The 16,923-nt window shown below is 40.6% G+C and carries 14 protein-coding genes and 1 pseudogene; 5 read left to right on the forward strand and 10 right to left on the reverse strand.

Annotated features, from left to right (window positions below):
- From EI164_RS09000 to rpmH, 9 genes are all read right to left on the reverse strand, one after another.
- The coding region (locus EI164_RS09000) for a transposase family protein (RefSeq protein ID WP_192519639.1) at positions 1-250 on the reverse strand (250 nt) is incomplete at its 3' end.
- 199 nt (positions 251-449) lie between these two features.
- Complete coding sequence (locus tag EI164_RS09005) at positions 450-1,124, reverse strand: riboflavin synthase (protein ID WP_192519640.1); 675 nt, start codon at positions 1,122-1,124, stop codon at positions 450-452.
- A gap of 634 nt (positions 1,125-1,758) precedes the next feature.
- Positions 1,759-2,814: a bifunctional diaminohydroxyphosphoribosylaminopyrimidine deaminase/5-amino-6-(5-phosphoribosylamino)uracil reductase RibD gene (ribD, locus tag EI164_RS09010; RefSeq protein WP_192519641.1), complete on the reverse strand. Its 1,056-nt coding sequence runs from the start codon at positions 2,812-2,814 to the stop codon at positions 1,759-1,761.
- A gap of 87 nt (positions 2,815-2,901) precedes the next feature.
- Positions 2,902-3,360, reverse strand: coding sequence for a transcriptional regulator NrdR (gene nrdR / locus EI164_RS09015; protein ID WP_192519642.1), 459 nt, complete (start codon positions 3,358-3,360; stop codon positions 2,902-2,904).
- Positions 3,361-3,520: 160 nt separating this feature from the next.
- Complete coding sequence (mnmE, locus tag EI164_RS09020; protein WP_413038453.1) at positions 3,521-4,972, reverse strand: tRNA uridine-5-carboxymethylaminomethyl(34) synthesis GTPase MnmE; 1,452 nt, start codon at positions 4,970-4,972, stop codon at positions 3,521-3,523.
- 169 nt (positions 4,973-5,141) lie between these two features.
- Positions 5,142-6,830, reverse strand: coding sequence for a membrane protein insertase YidC (gene yidC, locus EI164_RS09025; protein ID WP_192519643.1), 1,689 nt, complete (start codon positions 6,828-6,830; stop codon positions 5,142-5,144).
- Between the two features lie 210 nt (positions 6,831-7,040).
- Positions 7,041-7,421 carry a membrane protein insertion efficiency factor YidD gene (gene yidD / locus EI164_RS09030; RefSeq protein WP_192519644.1) on the reverse strand — a complete coding sequence of 127 codons (381 nt, stop codon included), beginning with the start codon at positions 7,419-7,421 and terminating at the stop codon, positions 7,041-7,043.
- 1 nt (position 7,422) lies between these two features.
- On the reverse strand, positions 7,423-7,794 hold the full coding sequence (gene rnpA / locus EI164_RS09035; protein WP_192519645.1) for a ribonuclease P protein component: 372 nt from the start codon (positions 7,792-7,794) through the stop codon (positions 7,423-7,425).
- Between the two features lie 186 nt (positions 7,795-7,980).
- Positions 7,981-8,115: a 50S ribosomal protein L34 gene (rpmH, locus tag EI164_RS09040; RefSeq protein ID WP_007394757.1), complete on the reverse strand. Its 135-nt coding sequence runs from the start codon at positions 8,113-8,115 to the stop codon at positions 7,981-7,983.
- Between the two features lie 612 nt (positions 8,116-8,727).
- Here rpmH and dnaA point away from each other — a divergent pair.
- The 5 genes from dnaA to EI164_RS09065 all read left to right on the forward strand — a co-directional run bounded on the left by dnaA (position 8,728) and on the right by EI164_RS09065 (position 16,728).
- The gene (gene dnaA / locus EI164_RS09045; RefSeq protein WP_192519646.1) at positions 8,728-10,173 is read left to right on the forward strand and encodes a chromosomal replication initiator protein DnaA; all 1,446 of its coding nucleotides are present in this window, start codon (positions 8,728-8,730) and stop codon (positions 10,171-10,173) included.
- Positions 10,174-10,334: 161 nt separating this feature from the next.
- Complete coding sequence (gene dnaN / locus EI164_RS09050) at positions 10,335-11,510, forward strand: DNA polymerase III subunit beta (RefSeq protein WP_192519647.1); 1,176 nt, start codon at positions 10,335-10,337, stop codon at positions 11,508-11,510.
- 124 nt (positions 11,511-11,634) lie between these two features.
- Entirely contained in the window at positions 11,635-12,840 is a 1,206-nt protein-coding gene (recF, locus tag EI164_RS09055; RefSeq protein WP_192519648.1) for a DNA replication/repair protein RecF, read from the forward strand.
- A 552-nt stretch (positions 12,841-13,392) separates the two neighbouring features.
- Entirely contained in the window at positions 13,393-15,960 is a 2,568-nt protein-coding gene (gyrB, locus tag EI164_RS09060) for a DNA topoisomerase (ATP-hydrolyzing) subunit B (RefSeq protein WP_192519651.1), read from the forward strand.
- Between the two features lie 132 nt (positions 15,961-16,092).
- Positions 16,093-16,728, forward strand: a complete 636-nt coding sequence (locus EI164_RS09065) for a manganese efflux pump MntP family protein (RefSeq protein WP_192519649.1) — start codon at positions 16,093-16,095, stop codon at positions 16,726-16,728.
- A gap of 44 nt (positions 16,729-16,772) precedes the next feature.
- Here EI164_RS09065 and EI164_RS16995 read toward each other — a convergent pair.
- Positions 16,773-16,923 (reverse strand): annotated as a pseudogene (locus EI164_RS16995) (IS30 family transposase); the annotation flags it as partial.

The following is a 16,923-nucleotide window of genomic DNA, read 5'->3' on the forward strand; positions in this document are numbered from 1 at the left end:
CAAAGTCCATACTGATATGATAAAGCGTGCGGTATTCACGCCAATAAGTCAGGGCTAGTAGTATCTGCTCCTTAAGACTGAGCACACTTGGTCTGCCTGATTTGGTCTTAGATGCTTCATGCTCTTGCATGGCATCAAGCATGTCATAAAAGGTGGCTTTATGAATGCCAGTATAGCGTTTAAAACCAGCGTCACTTTGTTTGAGTAGCTTATCTATGTTTGGCATATCTATTAAGTAAGTAGAGTTCAATAATGTACGTTGTGTCTTACAACTACTTTTGCAAGAGGTCTATATTACAACGTTTGATACCGGCATAAAGCACTGGCTAATTATCATAGAGTAGCTCTCTGTTAAACAGCTACTCAAAAACCAACATAACTAGAGCCTGTTTATCTCTCTAACCGTGGCGTGGCTCTAATGGGACTGTTTGTAATTATATCGTTATCCGTTATTTCATAAAGCCATTGTCTGCTAAGAATGCTTCTGTAATCTGGCTTTGAGGACTTGGTGCATTCATACTGCCAGATTGAGATTTGTTCAATAACCGTTCCAAATAACGCGCCACAATATCCATTTCAATATTGACTTTATTACCAACCAACCAATGCTTGGCAATATTGGTTACTTGTGCGGTATGAGGAATAATATTGAGACAGACAATATTGTCACGTACAAGATTGGTTGTCAGACTGATTCCATCCACAGTGATAGAACCTTTAGTCGCTGTATAATGTGCCAGTTCTTGTGGTATTTCGATTTCAATGTAGATAGAACGCGCATCCTGTTGCAGCTTACTGACCACCCCTACACCGTCTACATGACCTGCAACGATATGACCACCAAAACGAGTGGTGGGTAGCATAGCTTTTTCTAAATTAACAATATGACCTAGCTTTAAGGTTTCTAATGCTGTACGAGCAATGGTTTCACGTGAGACATCAACTGAATAGTGATTACTACCGAAATCTACAACCGTCAAACAAATACCATTTGAAGCAATAGAGTCTCCTAATTTTACATCGCTGAAATCCAAATCATTGGACTCTATCGTCAGTCGTATATCGCCACCTGTGGACTGCATAGACTTAACCTTTCCAACACTTTCTATAATTCCAGTAAACATATATGCCTCATCTCATTGTTATATTGCCGTTATCGACAACGTATCTCTACTTATTAATTTATTGAACATGTTTGTCTGAACTAAGTTTTTAGTGAAACATGGGGTTATTTCAAACTTATTATGGGATAAGTTGTGGATAAGTAACAGTAAATCAATCTAACTTACCTTTAAAGTCTTTGTTTTTGTAGAGTTATCCACAGAAATCTAAAAACTAACTGTATTTAAAAAACCCGATAAAATAAAGATTATGTCATTGATTTTAAATTAATTATTTTAAATCAACAACAAAGACTCAGCTTATGAGTTTCATGTGAAACAAAGTTATACACAGTTTCATGTGAAACATAATCTCACGTACTAGCTCATTCATACTTAACATACATTTAGAGTCTGTCATTATTTTAGAAATAGCGCTAAAAATGCGACATATTATAATCAAACAAGAAAAATAACGTAGCTAAAATCAAAATACTAGCCAGCTATTTAATATTATTTGGCAAACCTTAACCACTGACTGAACCACTGTTAGTCTATTCAAATAACTACCGACTGAATAGATGATATTCCTAATACCCAACCAGATTAAAAAGAAACCTTATTACAGCCTGGGGATATCTTGTGTAACACCATAGAATCATAAAGGTAGCAGGGTTAATTTAAGATCTGAGCTAAGTTGTTCGTGGCTATCGATATCAAACCGCAGCTGCTGGGCTAAAGATATAGGATTGAGATCAACCATGGCTCGTGCTTGTGCTCCGAGTAAACAAGGTGCTTGATAAACAATCATTTCATCTACTAACTGTTGACTCAAAAAGCTACCTGCAACACTCGCACCAGCCTCAATCAATACGTCATAGCATTGATGCTCTTTTACTAAATTTTTTAATAAGGCAGTTAAATCATCATTACGCCAATAAACAGTATCTGTTCGACGACATAGCTGATAATTAGACTGTAGATTGTGTGTTAAACGCTGACGTCTATCCAACACGACCACCATAGGCTTTGGTATTTGTTTAGGTGAAACGCCTAACTGTTCGGATCGAACGTTAAGCTGTGGATCATCAGCTATCACTGTCTCACTACCTGTAATAATAGCGCCACTTTGTGCCCGCAGCTTTTGAACATCCTCACGAGCAGCCGCTGAAGTAATCCATTTTGATTCGCCACTTGCCATCGCTGTACGGCCATCGAGACTCGTGGCAATTTTGAGACGTACATAAGGCATCTGGGTTCGCATTGCCTTCAAAAAGCCACGATTTAATAGCTCTGCTTGCGCCGTTAGTACACCAACCGTAACTGTTATCCCGACGTCCTGCAACATCTTCACACCACGCCCTGAGACCTGTGGGTTAGGATCCAGCCCTGCAATCACGACACGTGTCACACCCGCATTAGTAAGCGCGACTGCACAAGGCGGTGTACGACCGGTATGACTACAAGGCTCTAGAGTTACGTAAGCAGTTGCTCCTTCTGCTTGTCTACCAGCATCTTTGAGCGCAAATACCTCTGCATGGGGCTCACCTGCTTTTGGATGAAACCCCTGACCGATTATCTCGTCCGCTTGAACAATGACACAACCTACTGCTGGATTTGGCCTAGTGGTATATAGTCCTTGTTTTGCTTGCTCGATAGCAAGCATCATAAAGTAACGGTCTTTTGCATCTTGCGCGTGGTTTTTGGTAGACATAAGGATGGACTTAATCAATGATTGAGAGTGGTCTATAAAAGAATAAAAAGCGGTGGGTGTTCAAACACTACATCAGGGTTAATTCGCCTATTTTTCATTTGGACGAATATTAGCAATCTCTTGATGAAATGCATCAATATCTTGAAAGTCACGATAAACGCTCGCAAAACGTACATAAGCCACGTCATCTAACGTTTTAAGCTCACTCATGATAATTTCACCCAAGACCTTACTACTAATCTCACGCTCACCCATCTGCCGAACTCGCTTTTCTATACGGCTAATCATCGCCTCTTGCTCATCGATAGTAATGGGACGCTTTTGCAAAGGTAATAAGATAGAGCGGCGCAGTTTTTCATTATCATAAGGCTCAATTTTGCCGCTTGACTTAATAATTCGAGGCATCACCACCTCTACCATCTCAAAGGTCGTAAAACGCTCTTGACAGCTATTACAAGACCGTCGACGACGCACATGCGCTCCTTCCGCAGCAAGACGCGAATCAATAACCTTAGTATCTGATGCATTACAATACGGGCAGTGCATAGCATTTTCCTTATCTTAATACTGAACAGCGAGAGTCGTTATGTATGGAACAAATGCTAGGAAGCATCCTCAAGTCAATCAATAGTTATCTAGATGGATAAAAATGAGGACACACCGTCAACAAGTAAATAGTAGCGTTACAAATTATAAAACTGCTTAGCTATTTACCAATGCAAAAGCTACCAAATATCTTACCTAATAAATCATCAGCGCTGAACTCACCTGTTATTTCACCCAAACTATTTTGGGCTTGACGCAAGCTCTCTGCTACCAGCTCACCCGCTTGAAATACTGTTAATTGCTCATGCGCCTCTGTCAAATGGCCCATAGTCCGCCTTAATGCATCTAAATGCCTTGTGCGAGCAATGAGACTGTTTTCTGGTGGATGAAAACCTACCTTAGAACACAAGACTTCAACTAACTCATCGATGCCAATGCCTGTTTCACATGAAACATTAACTTGATCATAGCCGCGATCGCTTATCTCAGCTTGTGAGGCTGTTATCAGATTACTATCTGCGACATCACTTAATAGGTCACTTTTATTGGCAATAATCAGTAAGCGCTTCGCTTCTGGCAACTCACCAAACAGCTGCTCAGCGAGCTGTAACGGTGTGCTTTGTTCTTCAACATCGCGAGTCACGTCATAAACCATCAGCAGCATATCAGCTTGCGTGATGGCAGTACGGGCACGCTCAATACCGATACGCTCCACTGTGTCCTCTGTCTCGCGCAATCCTGCTGTATCGGTGAGATGTAAGGTTAGGCCGTTTAGCACCACCGTCTCTTGTAGGGTGTCGCGCGTGGTGCCTGCTACGTCAGTTACGATAGCGCGCTCTTGTCCTGCTAAGCGGTTAAGTAGGCTTGACTTACCAGCATTGGGTCTACCCGCTAACACCACGTGTATACCGTCACGTAATAGCTGACCTTGCTTAGCCGTTGCCAGTACTTGCTGTATCTTAGCCTGTGTTTGCTCTAGTTTGGCTTGTATCACCCCGTCAGATAAGAAGTCCACATCTTCCTCATCTGGGAAGTCTATGGCAGCTTCAACATGCAGACGCACATGAATTAGCTGCTCTAATAGTTGGTTGATTTTTTGTGAAAACTCACCGCTCAATGAGCGAATGGCACTACTAGCTGCTGCCGCACTGGTCGCATCAATCGCATCTGCAATGGCCTCAGCCTGCACCAAATCTAACTTATCATTATCAAAAGCGCGGTAAGAGAATTCTCCTGCACTTGCCTGTTTGGCACCCAACTCAAAGACGCGTGCTAATAGCTGATTCTGTAAGATCATGCCGCCATGACCTTGCAGCTCAATCACATCCTCACCTGTAAATGAATGTGGGCCTTTGAAGTACAATACCAGTCCTTCATCCACAACAGTACCATCTGCCTGATAAAAACGACAAAAGCTGGCCATACGCGGCGTAAAGGCAGCCTTGCCAGTTAATGTACAGGCAATCTCATGGGCACGTGCACCAGATAAACGTATGACACCGACACCGCCACGACCAAGTGGTGTTGCAATGGCAGCAATTGTCGTCAACCCTGATGACTTAGTCGGTTCAGATACAGGGTGCGCTGTTGACGCATTTTCTAAAGAATCCACAGTGACTCTCAATAACTAAAAACCCCATTATAGACGGCTCAATGCAGACTGACAAAGCAAACTTCAAATAGCAGTCGGTTTGAGCTTAGTTTTATCTCACTTTAATATTCCATGCATAAAAAAACCACCGCCTAAGCGATGGTCTTTGGTTGTGCTAACTTACGAATGATTAATCAAGTTCCTTAACAGTACGACGCTTTTGCTCTTCCTCAACTTTTTTATTCACAATATATTGCTGAGTCATACTAAACAAGTTATTCACTGTCCAATATAAAACCAAACCTGCCGGGAAGAACAGCATGAATGCAGTAAAGATAATCGGTAAAAACTTCATAACTTTTGCTTGCATTGGATCAGCTGGCTGCGGGTTTAGCTGCTGCTGTATAAACATCGATGCACCCATCAATAGTGGTAAAATAAACCACGGGTCCATTGCTGATAAATCTTGTATCCACAAGATCCACGGTGCATGACGCAGCTCAACACTTTCAACCAATACCCAATACAATGCTAAGAAGATAGGCATTTGCATCAAGATAGGTAGACAACCCGCCATTGGGTTGACTTTCTCTTCTTTGTAGATAGCCATCATTTCTTGCGACATCTTCATGCGATCATCGCCATGCTCTTCTTTTAGCGCTTTCAATCTTGGTCCGATAGCACGCATCTTCGCCATCGAGTAGTAGCTCTTATTAGAGAACCACATCAGTGCAATTTTAACCAACACTGTCAACAGGATGATAGACCACCCCCAGTTGCCAATGACTTTATGAATACCATCCAAAATAGCAAATAAGACCTTAGATATTGGCCATAGCAAGCCATAATCAACCGTTTTATTCAGACCTACAGAGACATCTTTTAGCTCTGACTGAACTTTTGGACCGGCATATAGTGTGGCATCTAATGTTAATTGCTTGTTTGGCGCTACATTGACTGGCTTACTATTAAAACCAATAAAGTAATCGTCACCTGTCTCACGACTAAAGAAAGTACCAGTAAAGTTATTAGGCGTCCATGCAGATACAAAATAATGCTGCACTATACCAACCCAACCTTTATCGCTGCTAGTAACCAACTCTCCATCATTAAACTCATCAAACTTCAGTTTATTGTAAGGATCGTCAGGTGTACCCCACGCACCGCCTAAATAAGTCGCCATGCTTAGCACGCCTTTGTTAGAAGTACCTGGATCTTTACTATCATCACGCTTTAACTGCGCAAACATTTGACCTTGCCAAGCAGCCGTAGATGCATTTTGAATTTTGTAGCTAACATCAATCGGATATTTGCTTTCAGTAAAGGTAAATGTCTTAGTAATTGTCACGCCATCTTTTTTGTAAGTTAGCGGTACAGACAGTGTTTGCTGTCCTTCTTCCATTACATAATTATTAGCAGTATGACTGTAATTAGCACGACCTTCTGCCGTATCAATGCCATTTTGACCAATCAGGCCAGACTGAGCCACATAGACACGATTGCTGTCATTCTCTAACAGTACAAACTGCTCATCGCTGTTTAGCGTTGCGTCGTATTGTTTAAGCGCAGCATAAACAATATCACCACCTTCTGGATTAATTTTTATATCATAGCGATCGGTGGTGACCGTAATTAGACCTGTGTCTTTAGTAGGCGTATTGACCGTAGCCACAGTTGCATTATCAACAGGTTGTGTTTGAGCCGGAATATCACCTGCTGCACTGGTCGAAGATGGAATATCAGCACCTACTGAAGATGTGGTTTCTGGCTGTACATCCACCGCTGGTGCATCGGCATAATCATCTCGCCATGCCAAAATCAGCAGATAAGCGGTGATTAACATCGCAATGATGATCATCACCCTAAATATCTTTTGCATAAACCTTTCCTAGATTAAAAATTAGGGAATGAAAAATTAGGGCATGTGTCATGACTGTACAGCACAGTTGTCCTCGCATCTAACAACAGTATTGGTAGTCATTTACATAAAATGTGCATCATTTTACTAAAAATCAGCCTTAAATGATACCAAGAGTGTGGATAACTTGTGGGTAACTCAATAGCAGAGATACCCACAAGTTATCCACACTCACTTTGATTCGAACGTCATCAAATGATTAAGACGTGAAACATAGCTTTTATTATCTCGATAAACACCTATTCCTTGGCTATTTATATTTGAAGAGCAAGTAGAGGGTAGATAATGATATTTATAAGAAGCTAAAGGTACAGGCACAAAATCTATACCATGTCCGCCTAAAGGATGACATCTACCAATACGTTTCAACAACAACCAACTACCAGTTCGGGCCCCATGCCAACGCAACGCTTGTTTGCCATAATTTGAACATGTTGGATAGTATCTACAACGGGCAGGAATGACAGGACTAATTATTTTTTGATAAAAGAAAATTAAACCAAATAAAATTATTAAAAATATTTTGTTTATTTTTTTTAAAAAAATATTCATTTTATTTTTTTTCTATTTTTTTAAAGATATTATTTATTTCATTTTTTAATTCTTTTTTATTTAATCCTTCTATAGATTTTTTCACAATAAAAACAATATCTTTATCTTCCATTTTAATATTTTTTAAACGAAATTGTTCTCGTATTTGACGTTTAATAAGATTTCGAGCAACTGCAGTAGGTACTTTACGCTTTGTAATAGCCATGCCAACTCGTGGCTTGTTACGCGTATTAGAACGTACAAAGGCCATCAGATGACTCTGATGAAGCTTCCGTTCAGGTGCATCGAACACCACGCGAAAATCCGCTGGTGTTAGCAGTCGTTGCTCTTTAGTGAAACGAGCAGTAGGTATAGCTGAAACAGTATTTGACATATTAAAACCCAGTAAAAGCGCTCATGGTGAGATTAGAAATAATAGCAAAATATAAAGACAAAAAAAGCGCCGATTCGGGCGCTTTTGATATATGGCTAAATGTCAGTTGTAATAGTTGACTATCATAATCTATAAATAATAGAGATCTAACAAGCACTATTAGCCATGCTTATCATCGTCTACTAATTATACAGTAAGACGATGACGGCCTTTAGCACGGCGACGAGCTAAGACCTGACGGCCTTTTTTAGTTGCCATACGAGCACGGAAACCGTGAGTACGTTTACGCTTGATCACGCTTGGTTGGAATGTACGTTTCATAACTCACCTATCAAAATAATGGACTAAATTCGTAATAACGGAGGATTATACCACCGCATACTATCTTGGTCAATGAACTAATTTAGTTGATATTCATATCCCTAAAAATTTGGTCATTAAAGTAACTTATCTGCTTGTTGGTTTTAATAGAAATATATTTTACACGTCCAGTTAAACCAACTTAGAACACGTATTTATTTGAGCTGAATTTTAAAAGTTATCCACAGTTTGTCTCGAACTCTATAATAATAAACTATTAATATATATAAGTATTGTTGTTATTGGTAGATGTTTTTTCTGTGGTTAAGTTATATTTATCCTTTAAAATCATATTTTTAAGGTATGGATAATGCTGTGGATAACCTGTGGGTTAAATATGGATAAGTTGATTATTCTACTTATCCACAAAACTATCCACAATATTATCCACAAAAAACAAGGTGTTATCCACAGGGTAACTGTGGTAAATTAACCTCCTGTCCGATATGTGTTTCTGCTCAGCTTGCCAATATAGTTTTGAGTTGAGTCCTCAGAAGCTATGCTAGTGCTTAAATAGCGGTTTATATCATTGAGACATATCTATTATTTCAGATCATAGGGTTAGTATTATTCATGATAGACACAGTAAATATTTGGGATAAGTGTTTAAACGACTTGCGCTATAACGTCAAAGACAACGTATTCACTATGTGGTTGAGACCTTTATCAGCCCATCAGGAAGAACAAACCCTTATCATACTTGCCCCTAATGATTATTTTGTTACTTACATCAAAAAAAACCATTTACAAGATATTCAGCAGCTGGTTACTAAGCATAGCCAAGGTAGTATCGAAGAGGTTATTGTCCGTGTTGATAATGTGGGGCATGACACAGATGATAGTACCCAGTTGTCATCAGGCTCTTTATTTGTAGAAGATAAGCACTCCCCTACCCTTGCAGAATCTAATTTTGAAACGATTCATCATAACAATGCGAAAGCAGATATTGATGCCAATACGCGTCGTGCTGCTTTAGTAGACTCTACTGATGCAAAATCGTTGAGCTATCTAAATCCAGATTTTACATTCGAGACATTCGTTACTGGTAAGTCCAATAACCTTGCTTACAAAGCTTGTTATGAGCTCGGAAAACGCCAGTCGAAAAACCGTCACAATCCTTTATTTATATACGGACCTTCTGGTTTGGGGAAAACGCATTTAATGCATTCTGTAGCACATCGCTATTTGAAAAATAATCAAAGTTTTTATTATTTCACTTCCGAAAAATTTATTAATCAATTAGTTTATTCATTAAGAAATAATAAAATAGAAGATTTCAAAAAGAAAATTAAAAAAGTGGATTTATTAATTGTAGATGATATTCATGTATTGGCAGGGAAAACAAAAAGCAGTAATGAATTTTTGACTTTGTTTGCTGATTTCACCAGCGGTGATAAGCAACTGATTTTGGCTTCTGATAGACATCCATCGCAGATGACGGAGTTTGATGAACGCTTTAGATCTCGATTTTCTTGGGGGCTAACGGTCGCAGTTGATCCACCTGAAATTGATACTCGTGTACAAATCTTGCAAAAGAAGGCAGCTTCGTACGGTATGACGTTGCCTAAAGAATGTGCGCTATTTATCGCTCAAAACGTGGTATCAAACGTCAGGCGATTAGAAGGTGCTTTAAATCAAGTCTTTGCCAATGCCAATCTGACAGGCGCACAGATAACCCTTGAAATGGTGCAATATGCGTTAAAAGATATTGTAGCCATGCGCGTACAAGCCGTTAATATGGATAATATTCGCAAAGTGGTTGCTGAGTATTATGATGTGACCATTAAAGATATTATGGGTCGTAAACGCACACGCAGTATTGCTAGACCACGTCAAATAGCGATGGCGCTATCACGTGAGTTGACGGGAGATAGTTTTCCTGAGATTGGTCAATCATTTGGTGGGCGCGATCATACGACAGTGATGCATGCTTGTGATAAAGTGAATGAATTACGTGCAGCAGATCCAGCGTTTGATAAAGATTACAAGACGCTGGCTTTAATGTTACAAGCTGGTTAGTTACCTGCTATATCACTATGTTTTAGTCGTATGATATGATTTATAATATTGAAAATCTAAGCGCATAGCTAGTCAATAGATTATCGTCAGTAGACAGGGTATTATTGAGTCATTATTTTAAATTTATAAAAATAAAGCCATTTAAATAAGAGTAACTAAGCATGCAATTATCGATTAATCGAGAGTCGTTACTAAAAGCCATTAACCTAATCGCCAAAGCTGCTGATAAGCGTCATAACATGGTCATTTTGGGCAATATCAAGTTGCAGCTATCTGAATCAGAGCTGGTTTTGACGGCTTCTGACTTAGAAGTAGAACTAACATCGACATTAAAATTGCCTGCAGGTGCTTGTGTTCAAGCAGGTACAACAACACTACCTGCAACAAAACTAAAAGACATCTGTAAGTCTTTGCCTGCACAAGCTCAAGTTAATCTTGCCACTCAAGAAAATGAGCGCTGCCTGTTAACCAGTGGTAAAAGCCGTTTTACCTTAGGGACATTACCGAGTGAGGATTACCCTAGCTTAGGTAATCCTGAAAATATCACACCATTGACTATTAGTCGCAATCGCTTGACAGATTTGATTCATAAAACCCAGTTTGCGATGGCGATTCAGGATGTGCGTTACTATTTAACAGGTATGCTGTTTGATGTATCACAGCAGCAATTAACGACTGTTGCGACTGATGGACATAGACTGGCTTTGGCGCGTAGTGTGATCGATGTCAGTGCTGATCTGAATATGCAGGCTATCTTGCCACGCAAGGCTGTCATTGAGCTTGAGCGCTTGGCTGCTGAGCTTGGTAAAATGTTGGGTGATAAGGATAATGCAGTAATATTGAGCTTTGGTCGTGAGTTTTTGCAAGTTAGCTTACCGTTTGGTGATGTCGATAGTGCAGGGCAGGTGAGTGATAACTTGATGGTGACTTTCACAGCGCGTTTGATTGATGGAAAATTCCCAGACTATCGCCGTGTCATGCCAAGCAATACTGACAAATTGGCGTTATTCAACCAAGAAAAAATGACTGACGTACTACGCCGTGTAGCGATTTTGAGTAATGAAAAATCTCGCGGTGTGGTATTCAACTTTGCCAGTGATGGCATGGTAGAGGTGCGTGCAAACAACGCTGAGCAAGATGAAGCAGTTGAGATGATACAAGCTAAGTATCAAGGTGAGCCGATGGAGTTGTCATTCAACGCAGCTTACCTGCAAGATGTTCTCAGTGTGATTCAAGGAGATTTGCAAATGCATATGAGCCAATCAAACGCTTCAGTGTTGGTTAACCAGCTAAATGACGAGTTCCATCAGTATGTCATTATGCCAATGCGTATCTAGTTGTTATTCATTTTAGAATACTAATCTAGCGTAATTTATCTATTGTGTTATTCGACTTTTGCTTGCCAAATATACCTACTTGCTGTTCAGTAGGTAGGCAATAAAATAGGCGGCTCTCGTTATTATGATTGAACGTCTACAAGTTTCATGCTTACGCAATTTGACGCAAGTTAATCTAAATTCAGCTGCTTGCAACGTCATTGTTGGTGAAAACGGGAGCGGTAAAACCTCGTTACTTGAAGCAATATTTTTGTTATCAAGAGGCAAAAGCTTCCGTCATCATCAGCCCAAACGCTATATTCAACATCATCAGAATGCAGTGACTGTACACGCTTGTCTCAACGATAGCAGTACCTTAGCCATTCAGAAACAAACAGACGCAACTACCGTTCTGCGGCTTAATCAAACCACTGTATACAATCAAAGTGTCTTAACCGAACAGTTACCAACATTACTGATAGATCCGTCAACGATGGATATGTTAGAGCAGGGCAGTGCCAGTCGACGACAGTTACTGGACTGGTTAGTGTTTCACATGAAACAAGGTTTTCATCCGCAATGGGTAGCTTACCAACGTCTACTAAAACAGCGCAATAGTCTACTAAAAAAGACGAGGCAATTAACCCAAGTACAGCTCTCTGAACTAAAATCATGGGATAAAGGTCTTAGTAATCATGCTGCTCTTATCCATCATTATCGTGAGCGGATATTTACCGAATGGAAGCCTTATTTTGCTGAGAGCGTTTCACAGTTGTTGCCGTCTTATTCGGAACAATTGAGCTTAAGCTATAATGCTGGCTACGATACCACTGTAGCGTTGGATGTACAGCTGAATGAGCGTTTAGAGCAGGATTTGCAGTTGGGCTATACCCGCATTGGCAATCATCGCGCTGACATTCATGTGCATTGGCGCTCTAATGAGGTAGCAGAGTATAATAAAGAATCTTCAAGCGTGATGATAGAGGCTGAAATAAACGAAAAACTGCCTGTTTTAAAAGAACAAGCAGCGAATGTACTGTCTCGTGGTGAAAAAAAACTTCTCATAACAGCATTAAGGTTGTCACAGCTGCCACTGCTTCTTAATGCGACAGAGGACACTGATTTGTCTGTTTCAGCATCGCAACCGCGTATTACGCCAGTAGTATTATTGGATGATATTACGGCAGAGCTTGATAATAGGGCGATAGAGATCTTATTATCGACTTTATCACAGTTGCCATGTCAGGTATTTATGACCAGCTTGACGGATGATATCGTACCATTCATCGAAAGGTTTTGGTCACACCATAATATGTTTCATGTGAAACATGGTCAGATTTTGTCTTTATAAGCGCTTTTTTGTACTGTCTATTTTACCCTGATTTATCACCTCGTAAATTTTTTAGATTTGCTATTGTTTTCCTATAATCAAGGTTATCTTGAGGCGGCTTTAGATGCCGATAAAGCTACCAGTAAACAGTGACTTAGAAGCAAAAAAATGCTAAAATTAAGCTTTATTTTTATCCTGTTTTCAGCAAGTTGTTTGATGATGTTGAATAGATCGTCTTTACTGTCTGTTTCTTTATAAGATATTGATAATATTGTGTTTAATCCACAAGGCTAGTTTTGATAATGTTTAAAAAAAAGAAACGAGCGTTAGCGTGATTTAAATACCGACTTTATGTTTTTTGAGTCGCTGTCATATCCTATAAATTTTTGGCTGATTTCGCTTTAGCCAAACTTGTACATCAAAATTTTCGACAATAAAAGTTACGTCCAAAATGACGTTATGAGGCATCATCGTAGTGGTGGGTCCATGACAAACGGCTGATTATGGCTAGATTAAGGAAGACACATGAGTGATTCATTACCTACCGACCACGAGCAACTGATATCTGACGCTATGGAAGAAACTACAGTATCTGCTGCGGTTTCTGAAGCATCACCTTCTGATTATAGCTCTAAAGATATTCGTGTCTTGCGCGGATTAGAGGCAGTACGCGTACGTCCAGGTATGTATATTGGTGACACCGATGATGGCACAGGCTTACATCATATGGTCTTTGAGGTAGTAGATAACTCTATTGATGAGGCGCTTGCTGGTCATTGTGATCAGATTGATATTATTATCCACGAAGATGAATCTGTTAGCGTTATGGATAATGGTCGCGGTGTGCCTGTTGATATTCACCCAGAAGAAGGCGTGTCTGCGGCACAGGTTATTATGACCGTGCTACATGCCGGTGGTAAATTTGATGACAACAGTTATAAAGTCTCAGGTGGTCTACATGGTGTAGGTGTTTCGGTAGTAAATGCGTTATCTGAAAAGCTTGAGATGAATATCTGGCGCGAAGGCTATCATTATCATCAAACTTATACTGATGGCGTACCTGATGCTGATATTCAGCGGATGGAAGCCACTGATAAGACGGGTACGCAAATCCGTTTTTATCCAAGTGCCAATATCTTTACTGGAACTGTTTTTGAATATGATATTTTAGCCAAACGTTTACGTGAGTTATCGTTTCTTAACTCAGGTGTGCGTATCGTATTGACTGATGAGCGTATCGATAAGCACCATGAGTTCGAGCACAAAGGTGGCTTGTCAGAGTTTGTCAGCTATATCAATGCCGGCAAAGATGGCATCAATGAAGTATTTCATTTTACCAGTGACCAGGATGACGGTATTAGTGTCGAAGTGGCGCTACAGTGGACAGATACATATAACGAAAAAGTACTGTGTTTTACCAATAATATTCCACAGGGTGATGGTGGTACGCATTTATCTGGTTTCCGTTCAGCACTCACACGTGGTTTAAATAGCTACATGGATCGCGAAAACTTATTCAAAAAAGAGCGAGTCGCTGCGACGGGTGATGATGCTCGTGAAGGTTTAACTGCTATCGTTTCTGTAAAAGTACCTGATCCAAAATTTTCGAGTCAGACCAAAGATAAGTTGGTATCAAGCGAAGTCAAATCTGCTGTCGAATCTGCGATGCATGACAAATTTAACGATTATTTGTTAGAAAATCCGAGTGCAGGTAAAGCAATCGCAAGCAAGATTATCGATGCAGCACGTGCCCGTGATGCGGCCCGTAAAGCGCGCGAGATGACGCGTCGTAAGACAACGTTAGATATTGCGGGCCTACCCGGTAAGTTGGCTGATTGCCAAGAAAAAGACCCAGTATTGTCAGAACTCTATATTGTGGAGGGTGACTCTGCAGGTGGTTCGGCTAAGCAAGGTCGTAGCCGTAAGACGCAAGCAATTTTGCCACTAAAAGGTAAAATTCTAAACGTTGAGCGTGCGCGTTTTGACAAAATGCTGTCTTCTGCTGAAGTGGGCAACTTGATTACTGCGCTTGGCTGCGGCATCGGTCCTGACGAATATAATCCTGACAAAGTACGCTATCATAAAATCATCATCATGACCGATGCCGATGTTGATGGATCACACATTCGTACGTTGCTATTGACTTTCTTCTTCCGCCAAACGCCAGAGCTAATCGAACGTGGCTATATTTATATCGCTCAGCCACCGCTATATAAAGTGAAAAAAGGTCGTCAAGAGCTATATCTAAAAGATGATGAAGCGCTCAAAGCATACTTATTGTCTTCAACAATCGATAATACTAAGTTGCATATTAGTGCCGATGCGCCTGCGATTACTGGGCAAGCGCTTGAAACACTGCTCAATGATTATAACCAAACTCAGTTGATCAAAGCACGTCTGCAGATTCGCTTCCCAGCGGTAATTTTGGACGCATTGACGCATACACCAAAACTTAGTACTGACATGACTTATGATGAGTCTGCCATGAAATCGTGGAAAGCAGCGATGCAGACTAAGCTTGATCACTTCGGTAGCGATCTGAGTCCTGAGATTGAACTGGTTAATATTCATGCACCACAACCAAAAAATATGGATGCAGCCGCTGTAGATCTGTTAGGTATGACGCCAGTTACATCGGCTGAAGAGGGCGAGGCGGTTGATAGTGAAGAGGTATCTACCAAAGCACAGTGGTTACCACGCATAACGGTCTATGTGCATCAGTTAGCACATCATTATCTACTTGATGCCAGTTTTGTTAACTCTGGTGAGTATAGTAAGCTGCTTCGTCTGTCTGCTGAATGGAATACTTTGCTTGAGGATGATGCTTTTATCCGCCGTGAAGCCAGTGCTGGTACGACTAAAGATATTCCAATACGTGACTTCGATTACCTGTGGCAGCAAATGATGGCTGATGCGCGTCGCGGTCTAGCGATTCAACGCTACAAAGGGCTAGGGGAGATGAACGCCGACCAGCTTTGGGACACAACAATGGATCCTGAAAATCGTCGCATGCTACGCGTCACCATCGAAGACGCCATCGCTGCGGATCATATGTTTACCTGCTTGATGGGCGATCATGTCGAACCACGCCGTATCTTCATTGAAGAGAATGCATTGACGGTTTCTAATCTTGATATCTAATCTTGGACCTTAAGTTTGATATCTGAGTTTGGGACTTGTTCTAATAGCATGTAAAAATACCGCTTTGGCATCCAAAGCGGTATTTTTGTTTCACGTGGAACAAAAATCTGACTATTTTACGAGAAAAACAAAATGATTGAGGTGATACTACTTGCTATCGCTTTAGCGATGGATGCGTTTGCAGTCGCGATCGGGCTAGGTGCTAAATCACAAAAGCAAAGTCATTATTATGTGCTGCGTTTGGCTGTTTATGCTGCTTTATATTTTGGCATTGCACAAGGTGTGATGCCGCTCATAGGCTACTTATTAGGTGCGGCACTGTTGGGTTGGTTGGCAGCGGCTGCGCCTTGGATTGGTGGTTTTATTCTTATCGCTCTCGGCGGAAAGATGCTTTACGAAGTGTTCTTTGGAGTTAATGGGACTGATGAGGCTAATGAAGTTGATGAAAGTGCTGAAAATAAAGAGGTTGAGGTGAATGCTGATACTGTTTTAGTCAACAGTACCGTGCAAAAACAGATCAGTCAGCGCACTTTGTTTACCCTCGCCATTGCGACCAGTATCGATGCGATGGCAGCGGGATTTACGCTCAATTTATTGGCAATCAATGCTTGGTTAGCTTGTCTGATTATTGCCATCGTTACCGCTGTATTTGGCTTATTTGGTGTTTATCTAGGTTGGCGCTCAGGGACGTGGTTAGAAGATAAAGCAGAAGCGTTGGGCGGTATGGTACTTGTCTTAATCGGGCTGAAGGTGATGTTTTTTGGCTAATCTATAGTTGATTCACTACTTAGATTAACACACCAAGTGCAACGCTAATTAATATTATAGAACGCCTGCATAGGCGTCTTAAACCCTAATCGTTTTCTTGGTCTGTTGTTTAATTTGTTCTCAATGTCCTGCATCTCATCATCAGAGACTTGTCTAAAGTCACAACCCTTAGGCAAGTACTCTCTGATAAGGCCG

The organism is Psychrobacter sp. FME13 (assembly GCF_014861395.1).
In the GTDB taxonomy this organism is placed as follows: Bacteria; Pseudomonadota; Gammaproteobacteria; order Pseudomonadales; family Moraxellaceae; genus Psychrobacter.